This window comes from Viridibacterium curvum (genome assembly GCF_039544165.1).
Classification (GTDB): domain Bacteria; phylum Pseudomonadota; class Gammaproteobacteria; order Burkholderiales; family Rhodocyclaceae; genus Viridibacterium; species Viridibacterium curvum.
Genome location: NZ_BAABLD010000005.1, coordinates 369856 through 383579 on the forward strand (window position 1 = coordinate 369856; position 13724 = coordinate 383579).

The window sequence follows — 13724 nt, forward strand, 5'->3', positions numbered from 1 at the left end:
TGCGCATTAGCGCAGCGTCCCGTCACGCTTCCTCGACGTAGCCCTTGCGTAGTTTTTCAGCGACGAGCTTGTCCATCTCCCGTCTGGCGCGCTCGGCTGACTCGAACTGCTTGAGTGCGCTTTGTCCTGCTGTGCCGATACGGCCATAGCTGACATCAAGTTCGCAGCCCTTAACCCGCGCCCGCCAGAACTTCCGCGACCCGCCTTGCTCGAAGCGCAGCGCCACAACATGCTCTGCAGTATCCTCGGTCTCCTTGATGGAAGGGCCGGAGGTCGCTTCTTCAGGCGCGGCGGAACTGACAGGGGCGGGGCTCAGGGGCTCGACGGGGCTTTCCAGCTCGACATCGAGAGCCTTGTCCTCGCCGTTGGCAAGAAGGGTCTCGATGCGGGCGATCACCGCGTCCGGATCGTCCAGCCAGTCGCGGCCGGGAATGTCGAGTACCTGCCAGCCGAAGCTGCGCAGGATGCCCGGCCGGAACACGTAACGCTCCATCGTGTCGGCCACTGCATCATCAGGCCTGTCCAGCAGGATAGCGAGTGCATAGCCGGCGCCTGCCGGGTCGACGATGGCGAGATCGCAACGGAACTGCGAACGGCCGACGCTGACATGCACCGTGTGGCCCCGCGCCTGCAGGCCAGCTGCAATCGCGTCACGGATGCTGTCGGGCGGCACGTCGCGCGTGAAAGCACTGCGTGCCCCGTGGTTGAGGGCGCCGAGCACTGACTGCGCGCGTTCGAACTGTCCCACGGCGCTGGATTGCGCAAACTGCAGGAAGGCACGCAGTGCTGCGGCCCCATCGTTGTGAACGTTGGTGATGGCCTCTGCCTGGATGGTCGTGACGACGGCCATGCGGTGGCGCGCTCGGCTGAAGATGACGTTCAGCCGCTTCTCGCCGCCGCGCTGGTTGATCGGACCGAAGTTCATGAGCATCTTGCCGTCCGGACCTGGCGCGTAGCAGATGCTGAGAATGATCACGTCGCGTTCGTCGCCTTGCACGTTCTCGAGGTTCTTGACGAACAATCCGTTGAACTGATCGTCGTCCTCACGCACGTACTCGCGCTCCAGCTGCGTGGCGAATTCCTGATCCTGTGCGGCAAGAGCATCCAGGGCTGTCTCGATGGCACTCTGCTGTGCTTCCGAAAAAGCCACGATGCCGATGCTGAGCCCCGTATCCCTGCGCAGCATTTCGCGGACGACCTGCGCGATGTAGCGCGCCTCGGGCACGTTGCAACGCTCGGCATAGACGCCGTCTGCCAGTCGGTGGAAGCTGATTGGCCGGGCAAGCAAGGTGTCCGTACCCTGGATGCCAATCCCCTCGGTGTCCGAGAGCACGGGGGCGGGCTCGGCTTCCGTCTGTTCCAGTGCCCGGTCCGGAATGGTCACCAGGCGACCATCGTAGAAAGCTGCATTGGAGAAACTGATCAGCGATTCGTGGCGGCTGCGGTAGTGCCAGGCCAGCAGGGTGGCGGGCAGATTGCGAGCTGCCTGATTGAGCAGACTGTCTGAGTCGAGGTTTATCGCAATACGTTCTCCGTCTTCTTCGATGATGATTTCATCTTCACCTTCCGAACCGGAGGTGCTGAAGAAGCTGGTCGGCGGCAGCTGCATTTCGTCCCCCACGACCACGACCTGCTTTGCGCGACTGAGCGCCGGAACGGCTTCCTCGGTCGGGATCTGGCTGGCCTCGTCGAAGATCACCACGTCGAACAGGTCGTGGGACAGGGGCAGGGTGTCCGATACGGACAGCGGACTCATCAGCCAGATGGGCTTGATGTCGTTGATGACCATGCCGGTTTCGTCGTCGCAGAGATCGCGGATCGAGCGATATCGCATGCTCTTGCCGAATTCGTGTTCCAGCTCGCGACGTCCCGTCGAGTAGAGCTTCTTGAAGTTCTTGCCCTCGGTGTCGAGCTGCGTCGCAGACAGCGCAGTGGTGCGTACGTGCTCGGCAAACTGCCGATGCCAGGTGGCGCGTACGACTTGTGCGTTCAGGGCAAACAGATCGCGCTGGATGCGTGCGACCGCGCGCGCAGACTGCGCCAGGCCGGCGCCACCGAAACGCGCCAGGACCGGGCTTTCGCGTTCGAGCCGGCGCAGTGCTTCGTCGGCGATCAATGCGTCGAGCAGGGCCGGTGCGTGGTCGAGCCGTTGCAGTGCCATCGCGCAGGCTGGATCGGCGGCATGAACGGCGCGTAGCAGCGGCAGCAGATCTGGCAGGTCATCGAGCGCTTCGCGCAGGTCGCGCATCTGTTCAGCGATATCACCGAGGCGCACGCCTGTGTCCAGCACCAGAGACTCACTTGCCTGTGCGGCAAGCTGACGCAGCGACTCCTTAGCGGATGCCACGGCCCGAGTCGCGCCGACAGGGTCTGCTGAACGCGTGAGCTGATCGATCATCGTGCGCAAAGCGCCGCCGGATTGCAGTCTCTGGGTCAATTCGCCCAGTGCCTGCAGGAAGCCCTGCATGTCTGCCACACCGTAGTGTTTGCGTGCGGCGGCTTCGGCAGAGCGCAACGCGCTTGTTGCGGCGTGTTCCGCGGCAAGCGCATCCAGCACCTTGGTGTAACCGGGATGCACCGCATGTTTGGCAAAGTCATAGCGGCGCTTGATTTCGCCGCGCACGCGCCACCAGTCTGGCTGGAGCCAGCGCATTACGGATGATTCGTGGCGACGGACGACGGCCAGTGCGGAATCCGTGTCTTCCGGTGTCAGTTTTTCGCGCCAGTGGGTCGTCGCCACCTGCGTGTTGTTCAGGGCTTCCGTCAGATTTTCGAGATCGACTCGAGTTTCGCGCAGTGATGCTTGTGCGGCGGACTGGGCATTCAGCAGCTCAAGGTGCGCAGCCAGACCGGTTGCGAGCAACCAGTCCGCATCCTCCGTAATGTTTTTGGCATGTTCGAGGCTACTGTCGTGGCGGATCAGGCCGGTCTCGTCGTCGAGCAGTGGGTCCAGTGCATCGAAGAGTGCGTCCATGTCCTGGCATAGCTGCTCAGCGCGGCCGAACGCATGCTCGTCGGCGAGCAGGGCGGCTGACAGGAGTGCGAAGGGGTGCCCAGCCAGGCTTTCCAGACCGAAGCGTTCGCGCATTGCGCGATGGACGCGCTGTGTCAGGTCGCGCTGTCGGTCCCAATTGGCGAGTGATGGCAGGCGTTCGCGCCGGGCCTGTCCCAGTTCGGGCACTTCCGGAAGATCCTGCAGGCGGCGCAGCAGCGCACGTACGCTGCCTCCCAGGCTATCGCGTGCCGCCGCCATTGCCAATTCGAAGGCTTCCAGGCGTTGCTGGTGGGAGCCCAATTCATCGGTGAGCGTGCGCCGTTGCACCTGCAGATTGTCACCATTGTGTGGCGCTACAATCCAGCCTTCGTAACAGGTCTTGAGATCCGTGACGAAGGCCTTCTTGTCCGTTTGGGAGTCATGGATCAGGCAACACAGGGAATCGATGCCGCTCTGCTTGAGGCGGTGGAACACCACGTCGAGTGCCGCACGTTTTTCGCAAACAAACAGTACGCGCTTGCCGCGACCGGCGTAGTCGGCAATCAGGTTGGTGATGGTTTGCGACTTTCCCGTACCGGGCGGCCCCTGGATGATGAAGCTGCGCTCGGTGCGGGCCAGGCTGACGGCGGCGTTCTGGGTCGCGTCGGAAGCGACGACGCTCCACAGCGCGCTGGCAGGCAGTAGCGGAGCCGCGGCAGTTTCCAGTTCGCGCGGTTCAATCGAGAACACGCGATCAAACGATGGATTGGTCTCCGGGCTGTCCAGCAGTTGCGAATAATCGCGAACCAGAGACATCTTCTTGTAATTGAAGTTGGCCAGCGTCACCTGGGTCAGGTCGAGATCCCATGCGTAGCGATGGCCTTGCGACTCTTCCAGCACGTAGGCCGTGCGATCCGCGACATCTTCGACCACGTCGCTCATATGCGGCTGACGCAATCTGCTGCTCGGTGCTGCGCCAGCTTCGAGGCGTTGTGGCAGTTCGCTGGGGCGTACCCAGTGCTCGTACATGGCGCGTCCGAGCGGGCGGTAGTCATCCTGTGCGTAACTGTATGGCGGCAGCCAGCTGCCTTTGCTGGACACGACCTTGCTGGCCGGACGACGGCGCTGATATTGCTGCATGCGTTGCAGCGCCTTCTGGCGCACTAGCTTGATGGCAGCCTTGTTGATGAGCCGTAGTTCGACGGAAGGCTCGGAGCGACGGATCTGGCTCAGGATGTCGGCATGCACGTCAGACAGGCTGGTCTTGTCCAGATCGACGGTCTCGGGCAAGCGGATGTCGTAGAGCTGGTTCAGGTGATGCCGCAGCACCGGATTGAATTCCGCCTCACCACTGGCGCACTGGATCATGTACTGGTCACGTACACCTTTGCGTTTGACCAGCTCCACGGGGACCCAGAGCAAGGGGGTGGTGATGCGCTCTTCTGGCGCTTCCTTGAGGTTGTGCCAGCGCAGGAACGCGACGACCAGACGCAGATTGCTGAAGCCGAACTCGGCGCGGTCACGGCGTGTTTCGGAGACGAGGCGATCCAGTGCAGCGGGCAGATAGGGCTGGTCTTCAAAGCGCAGCCAGCGTTGCAGAGACACCGGTTTGCCAGCCACGATTTCAGCAGCAAAGGGGCCGCCCCAAGTACATATCTGTTCCGCGCGGATGCTGTCGACTTGTAGCATGAGGGGAACACTGGCAACCGTCAGATTGACGGCTGCTGCGGTCGGGCGGTAGTAGAGCAGGCGATTGCGGCGGGACAGGTCGAACAGCCTGTCGCGAAGGTGTGATAACACGGCTGTGCGGCGCGGCGCTGCACCTGAGGTGCCGGCCATCGCACGTTCGATGTCGAGCCCCAGTGGCTGGTCACGCCAGGTTCGCAGGCGCGTTGCAAGGGTTGCAACGTCGGTTGCCCGCTCGTGCCGGTTGAGTTCGGTCATCTCCACGATGACGGCCGCTACGATGGGGTGCAACCGGTTGTTCAGTATGAACAGGTCGCGTCGATGGGGGGCGAATCGATTCAAGTCGCCTTCGTCTGCGAAGTCCAGACCGCAGGCGAGGCTTGCGAGTACGCACCCGAGCATGAATATGTCGGTAATTTCGTCGTGGTGGCTGAGTTGTTGTTCCCAGCTTCTTGGGCCAGGCAGGTAGACCGGGCGTGTGATCTCGGCGTTCAGGTCGGGCTGCACGGCCAGATCGGAGACTTCGTGGCGGCCGTCCTCACGATGATGGCTCTGGAGCGTGCCCACGATGTTCAAGCCTGACGTCGCGTGCGGTTGTACGCGGCGGATGGCGTCGAGGTTCATGCGTGGTGCTTCGCCCTCGGCTCGGCGCAGACAGAGGCCTCCCTGGGCATCGACGAGGATGGCGTCGGGGTCCAGCGAGGCAACTTTGCCCTGGGCATGCAGCTCAGCGACTCGCTGGAACAGCGGCAGGACCAGAACCAGTACGTCATCCGTGCTCAATGCCTGTCCGCCTTGCGCAGAAATCAGTTCACGCAGAGTGCTTTCTGCCGCGGAGGGTGTGGTCTCGGGCGCGTTCATGCGCGCACCTCCTTGGTCAGTTGTCGCTTGAAGCGATCGATTTCCCGTTTGCCGAAGCCTGCGTCGCGTCGCAGATTGAGCAGCAGGGCCTCGAAACTGTCGAGAGCCTGCGCAACCTGGCCAGCGCGCTGCAATGCGGCGTCCTGCTGGTCAGGATCGGCCAGAGCAAGGTCCATCATCAGCGCGTTCAGATATCCGCGCACGCTGTCATCTACCTTATCTGCCACGAAGTGTTCCGGGCCGACAGCAGACTCGCTGTCGCTCCAGTCAGGGAACAGTGCACGTATTTGCGCCAGCACGGCGTCACTGCCTAGCGAGGTGCCGGTCAAATAATATGCGAGGAAACCCCGCGTCAGGGCCTGCAGTTTCGCCTGGTCAGGCAGGTCGAGTTGCTCCATGGCGAGCGGGCCGTGCAGGCGGGTGGCAAGCCAGGTCTCCAGATCAGGAGTTTCATCCCACCACAGCGCGAGCGCGCGGGCACGTATGAAGGTTTCAGGGTGCGACTGTGCGGCACTGGCCTTGGCATCACTGGATTCGATTTCGATGGCTTGCCGCAGGTAGGCAGCCGGATCAACCTTGCTGATGCCGGTCTGCACCTTCACGAGGGCCGAGATCGCTGGCCCGACGCTGCCTGCCGCGATGGCGCTGCCACGGTCAGCAAACAGTTCGGTGTGCAGCACGTAGCGACGGTAGGTTTCCAGATGGCTCGCCTGGACTGCGAAAGAGGCCTGAACGTCGTTGAGGATACGGTCGGCAACGAGAAACTTTCCCTCGTCCCGTGACCAGAGCAGATAGTGCGACAGCTCGTGCCCGAAGACGGCCAGCAACTCGTCTTCAGCAAGCCGTTCAAGAATCGGTCCGTGCAGGATGATGTGCACCTCACCCGGTACATAAACAAGCATGGCATTCATGTCGACGGCAGACGCCTGGTAGAGCGTCGCCGGTGCCGAGATGCCTAGTCTGTCCATGGCTTGAGACAGTGTGGCATGCACAGTCGGATGGGCGTCTGCATCGATGCGGTAGGTTTCGCGCAATAGGGCAGCACGCAGCTCTTCCAGCTGTTCCGCGTGGTTGGTCCGTTTGCGCCCCCATTCCCATACCTCTGGTTCGCGACACTGCAGGTAGGCCACGATGGTTGTGTGGTATTCGAGCGGCATCAACATGCCGAGCTGCGGGACCTGAGACATGCCGGTTTTCCGGTAGTGGGAACCGGAGGATTCTACAAGTGGATATGTTGTCCGGGTCCGGTATTCCGGCACAGGGGCGGAGAAGAGCAGGGGCGCTGGACTGATTGAGGCGCGCGATTGGCTGGCTTGTTTGCTGGACGGGCTTTCGGGGGGTCGAATTTTCGTAACAGTTCGGTAGGCCCCGGTTTTTCAAATGTTGAGTCGGCAACACGCAGGTCATCCGCAGGTCCCAACGGCGCCACAGGCCGTGCAGAAGTCACAGCCATCCTTGCGGATTACGGAAAGGTTGCCGCATTCGTTGCACAGTCGCCCTTGCATGACGCGGGCTTCGCTTTCGTCGCGTGGGGATTCGAGGATGCCCATGTCGCGCGTCGGGTAGCCGTTCTCGTCGAGCACGCCGAGCATGGCGTAGCGGTGGATGATGAGGCGCGCGAGGTAGGCGACGGTGCTGGGCCAGTTCTGCTGGCGGCGGGTGCCGGGGACGAAGGCCATGAAGTCGCCGAGGGGTTCGGGGTAGTTGAGCAGCTTGCGCAGCTTCATGCCGATCCAGGCGGGGTCGAGCACTCGCATGTCGAGCGAGAGAAGACGTGCCAAGCCATCCAGTGCGCGGGGGTAGTTGCCTGACAGCCACATCGAGTAGGGGCGCGTCATGCCATCGGGGAGGGTGATCTCCTTGAGGCCCAGCACGAAGTCCTCGCTGGTGGCGGGGTTGTTGATGTCGACGGTCCAGGAGAGGGTGCCGTCGGTGCCGGTCTTGGGCTCCTGCACGCTGAAGACGGCATCAAGTACCGGGGCATTGCTTGGCGTCGTGGTGTCGAAGCTGCCGAGTTTTTCGCAGCGGTAGCGCACGATCTGGGCGAATGCCGAGACCACGCCGGGGACGCGGCGACGTTCGCCATGCGGGGGGAAGGGCAGGTCAAAAGCACTATTGTGGCCAAACTCCCCAACGGTGAAGGCGAGCTGGTCGAGCTTGAGCTTGAGCCAGGCGCGGTCGTTGGCACGCATGTCCATCGACAGCGTCTTGGCGAGGGCGCCGAGGCCACGTGGCTGATCGGCGCCGTTGACCCAGACTTCGAACGGGTGGGCTCCACGGCCATCTTCAGGTTCGACATGGCCGACGAAGATGGCGAAGGAGCCGGCGGGGCTTTCCAGCATATAGGTCCAGGAGCTGTTGCCGTCGGGCAGCTCGGGGCGGCCGGGCCAGCGCAGGCTGGCAAGCACGGGCGCGGGCAGCGAGGGGATGCTGAGACGGCGGTTGGCGTCGCTGAGAGTGCCACTGAGGACCACGTCATGCGGAGCGCGTTTCTCCTCTGTCGTCGTGGATGCGGGTTCGACAGATAGCACTGAGCCCAGCACGCTGTTCGGGCGATACGTGGCGAGGCCTTTGAGCCCTGCTTTCCATGCCGACATGTAGAGGTCTTCGAAGTCGGAATAGGGATAGTCGGCGGGGACGTTGACGGTCTTGGAGATGCTGGTGTCGATGTAGGGGGCGACAGCGGCGACCATATTCTTGTGCGCCTGCGCGGAGATTTCGAGCGCGGTGACGAAGCTCTGCGGCAGCTTGTCCATGTCGCCACCGAGATGCTTGTAGAGGCGCCAGGCGTAGTCTTCGACGGCGTACTGTTTATGTGTGCCGTCGGCCATGCGTTTCTTGCGCTGGTAGGTCCACGAGAACGGGGGTTCGATCCCGTTGCTGGCGTTGTCGGCAAAGGCAAGCGAGATGGTGCCGGTGGGGGCGATGGACAGCAGGTGCGAGTTGCGGATGCCGTGCCTGCGGATGGCATCTTTGATCTCGGCAGGAAGACGCGAAGCGAAGTTGCCGCCGGAGAGATAGAGATCCGCGTTGAAGAGCGGGAAGGCGCCGCGCTCCTTGGCGAGTTCGACCGAAGCGAGGTAGGCGCAGTCGCGCATGAAGATGCTGATCTCGCTAGCCTTGGTTTGCGCCTCGGGCGTGTCATAACGCAGGCCCAGCATGATGAGGGCATCGCCGAGTCCGGTGAAGCCGAGGCCGACGCGGCGCTTGCTGGCGGCTTCCTGCGCTTGCTGCGGCAAGGGCCAGTGGGTGGCGTCGAGCACGTTGTCGAGCATGCGCACGGAGGTCTCGACGCACTTGCCGAAAGCGGCTTCGTCGAAGCGTGCCTTGCTGGTGAAGGGGTCGAGGACGAAGCGTGTGAGATTGATCGAGCCGAGGCAGCAGCAGCCATAAGGCGGCAGCGGTTGTTCGGCACAGGGGTTGGTGGCTTCGATGGTTTCGCAGTAGCCGAGGTTGTTGTCCTTGTTCATGCGGTCAAGGAACAGGATGCCGGGTTCGGCGTGATCATAGGTTGAGCGCATGATCTGGTCCCACAGGTCACGGGCGCGCACCTTGCGATAAACCCACCAGCCGTCTTCGCGTTGCCAGGCGCCGGTGGCCTTGATTTCGGCACCGGGCTCGGCGCGATGGGCGAGCTCGACGTCGCCATCAGCTTCGACAGCCTGCATGAAGGCGTCGGTCACGGCGACCGAGATGTTGAAGTTCGACAGGTCGCCTTCGTCCTTGGCGTGTATGAAGGCTTCTATGTCGGGATGGTCACAACGCAGCACGCCCATCTGCGCACCGCGGCGAGCGCCAGCCGATTCGACGGTTTCGCAGCTGCGGTCGAAAACACGCATGTAGCTGACAGGGCCGCTGGCACGTGATTGGGTGCCCCGCACGAGCGCACCTTCGGGACGGATGCTGGAGAAGTCGTAACCGACTCCGCCGCCACGGCGCATGGTCTCAGCAGCATGCGCCAGCGCGGTGTAGATGCCGGGGCGGCCATCGGTCTCTTCGGTGACGGCATCGCCGACTGGTTGCACGAAGCAGTTGATGAGTGTGGCGCTGAGGCTAGTGCCGGCAGCGGAATTGATGCGGCCGGCGGGGATGAAGCCGGCTTCCTGTGCAAGGAAAAAGCGCTCTTCCCAGGCGTTGCGTTGCTTGTCATCGGCTTCGACTGCAGCGAGCGCGCGCGCGACACGACGGCGGACATCCTGCACGCTGCCCTCGTTGCCCTTGGCATATTTTTCGAGGAGTACCTCGGCCGAGATTTCCTGGTCTTGCAGGGTCTGGATGGTTTGCTGGCTCATGGGGAGCCTCCTTGCAGATGGGGTGCGCCCGGTACGAGGCGCGAATGTCGGAAACGGGGTACCACAGAGAAACGCCAGGCGCGCGGCGTTAGTGCGCAAGCCCCATGGCGACGAGCATTTCGAGAAGGCTGGCTTCGGCAGCGGTGACAAGGGCGCTGACCGAGGCGTCTTCGGCGCCGGATAGTGCCCGCCACGTGGCGACGTGTTTTTGCGCGAGATCATCCAGCGCGACATCGGATTCGATGTCATCGTCGAGATGCCGTGCAAAGCGGATACAGGCTGCTTGGGGGGCAAGGTCACCGGCTTGCTCGGGTTGCAGCTGGGCGCCCAGTGTGACCCCCAGTGATACGGGCAGTCGCCAGCTGTGGGCCAGCGCGACGCCGACTTCGGCAAAGTCGCAGCCGATCACTTCGCGCTCCCGGGCCGCGCGCTGTTCGAGCGAGAGACCGCCGGTGGAGAGCACCAGGTCGCTGAGGTCGGGAATTGCCTGATACATGACGAGGTGACCCATGTCGGATAGCAGGCCGAGCAGGAACATGCGCTCGGCGAGTACATCGCCACGTTGCTCCGCCATCACACGGCAGAGCAGGGCGCAGCGCACCGAGCTGCGCCAGAAGCGCAGCATGTCCATGGTGCCGGCGTGGATGCCGCCGAAGGTGGTGGCGATGCTGCTGGTGAGCACAATGTCGCCAAGCGTGCGCAGACCGATGAGATTCAAGGCTTGACCAATACTGTCGACACGGCGTGGCAGGCCATACATGGCGCTGTTGGCGACGCGCAGAACAGCAGTGCTGAGTGCGGGGTCGCTGGCGATTTCCTGTGTCAGCTCGGCAATGGTGGCGTCAGGATCATCAAGCTTGTCGCGGATGCGGTAATAGACGCTGGGCAGACTGGCGAGCTTGTCGAGGCTCGCCACCAGTTCTTGCGCACGGTACATGGTGACTCCCGATCAGGTTACGGGAGCAGTGCGCGGGCCGCCTCGCAGTCAGACGCGCTTGAGTTGGGCGAGCTCGCAGGAGGCGAGCTTCTCAACAACGGCAACGACTTCGAAAGTGACGTTGCCTTCACGCTGTTCGACCGTAACGCGCACACCCGGTTTCAGGTCGCCATGTGGGGCCAGCAGACCGGGATTGCCTTCAAAACACTGCACCCGCGGCAACAGTAGCACAGGCAAGGTCTGGATGTTCCCGTCTGGAAGCTTCTTGTCGATGGTGTGCGGCAGGGCGGTGCCACACAGGCGTTCAAGCGAAATTTCCTTGCCGGTGGTCTCGTGGCTGCGGGCACGGCGAACGATGCTGAGATGGACGCTGGCGCGTTCCAGGGGGCGCATGGCGACGAGTTCGCCGACGTTGATGGGCAGGGTGTGCGGACCGGCTTCACGGAGGCCGAAGCCCGTGCGTGCCTGTTCGATGATGCGCCATTCGCAGGCAACGGCGGGAATGGCGCCGACGACGCGGGGGCGACCGTTCTGAAGCGACTTCCAGGCACCGCTGGAGAGGTACTGCCGCACGGGGTCGAAACCTGTGATCAGCGTGGCGAGCGGCTGGTAATCCTGCTTCATCTTGCGGCTGGAGCGCGAATCAGACCACTGTTCGGCGCAGCGTGTGAGCATGAAGGCGTAGGAAGCCTCGTTGGCCACCATGGGCAGCCCGAGCTTGGTGGCATGCAAACCCTGGCGCAGGCCGGCGAGTTGTTGGTGGATGCGATCAACGAGTTGCCGGCAATCGAGCAGTCGCTCCTTGTCCAGCAGGGCCTGGCCGGGCTTGAGCTTGCTGGGGCCACGTTCGGAGTCACTGAAGACGAACATGCCCGGGCCAAGGTCTTCGGGAGCCGGCGTTTCGGCTGAAAGTGCGGCGAGGTGACCGAAACGAGCGATGTAGAAGCGCAGGCGGGACAGCTCGGCACCTTCGAGGCTGGCTGGGTCACAGAGGGCCAGCAGGCAGTCGCGGACGACGACCTGTTCGACCGTTTCGGTGTCGTGGTCGAAGGCTGGTGTGCGGGAGAGACCGTGCGCTTCGGCCAGCAGCAAAAGCTTGCGCAGCATCTTCCAGCGGCGTGGCGAGCCGGCGGAGCGGGCGCGTTGCGCCACGGCGGCACGGCGGTGGATGAGTTGGGCCGCACGCAGGATGGCGGCGCCGAAGATCTTGCCGTGCAGGTGGCGTTGCAGAGCGCTGCCATCCATGGCCTGGACGATCTTGACGCAGGCTTCGGAGAGCGCCTTGAGCAGCCGGTCACAGGCTTCGGACGCGTGCCGGCTGGCAGTGTCGAGTGGCAGGCGGGATTGATCCAGCTGGGTTTCGAAGCGCTTGAGCAAGGGCTCCGCGTGGTTGAGTATTTGTTCTATTTGCCGGAATCGCTTGCTGGGCGACTCGGACGAACTGGCGATGCTGGCCGCGCGCTGCGTCAGGTTGTCGAGGATGACAAGGGGCTTGTCGGACGGCAGGTCGGCGAACCAGCGCGACATGTCCCGGCTGAGCGGTGCCACGCTGTGGCTGCCCGAGGGAAGCACGGCTTGCAGAAAGCTGAGGCGGGCAAGGCGCGCGGGAAGACGCATGGCGATGTTGAATTCCATTGGTTACAACCGAAAGCCGGCACCCCTTTGTGCCTTTCGGTGCACGTTACGGTTCGCGGCGGCAAATGAAGAGGGGTGGCCGCGAACCGGTCGTTGCAGACGGCTCAGCGGAGTCTATCCCTGTCCGGGCGCGAGAGGTGTGGGGCGGACGAGGTCGCGGTAGGCGTGCCAGGTAGCGTGGCCGACCAGGGGCATGGCGACGATCAGGCCAATGTGGAAGGTGGCGAACCCCAGAATCGTCAGCGCGGCGATCAGGAAGGCCCATAGCAGGCAGGGGCCGGGGTTGTGAGCCAGAGCCATGGCGCTGGAGAGCATGGCGGTGATGGCGTCCTGGTTACGGTCCAGCATCATGGGGATGGAGACGATGCTGACAGCGAACACGAAGAGGGCGAAGAAAAGGCCGACGCAGGTGTAGACCATGATGAACTCGAGGTTTTTCGGATCCGTGATCTGCAGCAGGAAGCCGCTGAGACTGGGCATCTCTTCGGTGTAGAACAAGGCAAAGACGACGAGCGAAGCACGTGCCCAGATCAGGAAGATAACCATCAACACCAGCGAGAAGATGCCGATGTTGCCGGCATTGCGGCGCCAGACCGTTAGCGTCTCGCTGAACGATCGGCGTTCCTGGCGAGCTTCCTGGCGGCTGATTTCGTAAAGGCCAATGGCCAGAAACGGACCCAGCAGCATGAAACCCGATGTCATGGCCGAGCTGTACTGGTAGGCATGCTCGAACACCTTGGTCACCGTCAGGCCCATGGCGGCAAAGCAGAAACCGAAGAAAAAGCTCTCCTGGGCACGGGTCATCATGTCTCGTGCGCCTTGCCTGAGCCAGCGGAAAGGCGCGCCAAGGCCGATCTCGGCGATGGGAGGAAAAAGACCGGGCGGGTTGATCGGCGCATTGTCGCCGACGCTGTGCGTGGCGGCATGTTCCGCAGGTTGCTGTGGGCTGCTGTTCTGGGTCACGCCTGTCTCCGTTGCGCAGCGGAAGGCGCAGGGCGCGTCAGGTCGCGCCCTTAGCTACTCCCGATACAGGTTTTTGCGCAGCATGGTGCCATGCGAAGCGGATCAGAGCCAGCAGGTGGAGGCTCAAGTCGAAGGCTCAAGTCCGGCCGGATCAGGCGCGAGCGTCCGGTTGCAGCATGCGTTCGATGAGATTGATGCGATCACGCACCATGAGCTTGCGCTTCTTGAGGCGGTGCAACGTCAGATCGTCGCTCCAGTTGCTCAGACCGAGGCTGGAAATGGTGTCGTCCAGTTGGCGATGCTCGTCGCGGAGCGATGCCAGCCGGATCTCAAGGCTCATGGACTGATCAACGGTTGCGGTCATCATCGTCCTCCA

General features: G+C 63.0%; 7 protein-coding genes. All 7 read right to left on the reverse strand.

Annotated features, from left to right (window positions below; genetic code table 11):
• Window positions 1-22 precede the first annotated feature (22 nt).
• The gene (locus tag ABEA02_RS05845; RefSeq protein ID WP_345531929.1) at window positions 23-5521 is read right to left on the reverse strand and encodes an AAA domain-containing protein; all 5499 of its coding nucleotides are present in this window, start codon (window positions 5519-5521) and stop codon (window positions 23-25) included.
• On the reverse strand, window positions 5518-6708 hold the full coding sequence (locus tag ABEA02_RS05850) for a M48 family metalloprotease (protein ID WP_345531930.1): 1191 nt from the start codon (window positions 6706-6708) through the stop codon (window positions 5518-5520). The genes ABEA02_RS05845 and ABEA02_RS05850 overlap by 4 nt, the downstream gene beginning before the upstream one ends.
• 216 nt (window positions 6709-6924) lie before the next feature.
• Window positions 6925-9813 carry an adenosylcobalamin-dependent ribonucleoside-diphosphate reductase gene (locus ABEA02_RS05855; RefSeq protein WP_345531931.1) on the reverse strand — a complete coding sequence of 963 codons (2889 nt, stop codon included), beginning with the start codon at window positions 9811-9813 and terminating at the stop codon, window positions 6925-6927.
• Window positions 9814-9901: 88 nt separating this feature from the next.
• Window positions 9902-10750, reverse strand: a complete 849-nt coding sequence (locus tag ABEA02_RS05860) for an HDOD domain-containing protein (RefSeq protein WP_345531932.1) — start codon at window positions 10748-10750, stop codon at window positions 9902-9904.
• Between the two features lie 48 nt (window positions 10751-10798).
• Window positions 10799-12385: a hypothetical protein gene (locus tag ABEA02_RS05865; protein ID WP_345531933.1), complete on the reverse strand. Its 1587-nt coding sequence runs from the start codon at window positions 12383-12385 to the stop codon at window positions 10799-10801.
• Between the two features lie 114 nt (window positions 12386-12499).
• Window positions 12500-13348: a DUF2189 domain-containing protein gene (locus ABEA02_RS05870; RefSeq protein ID WP_345531934.1), complete on the reverse strand. Its 849-nt coding sequence runs from the start codon at window positions 13346-13348 to the stop codon at window positions 12500-12502.
• Between the two features lie 151 nt (window positions 13349-13499).
• The gene (locus ABEA02_RS05875; protein WP_345531935.1) at window positions 13500-13712 is read right to left on the reverse strand and encodes a YdcH family protein; all 213 of its coding nucleotides are present in this window, start codon (window positions 13710-13712) and stop codon (window positions 13500-13502) included.
• Window positions 13713-13724 lie beyond the last annotated feature (12 nt).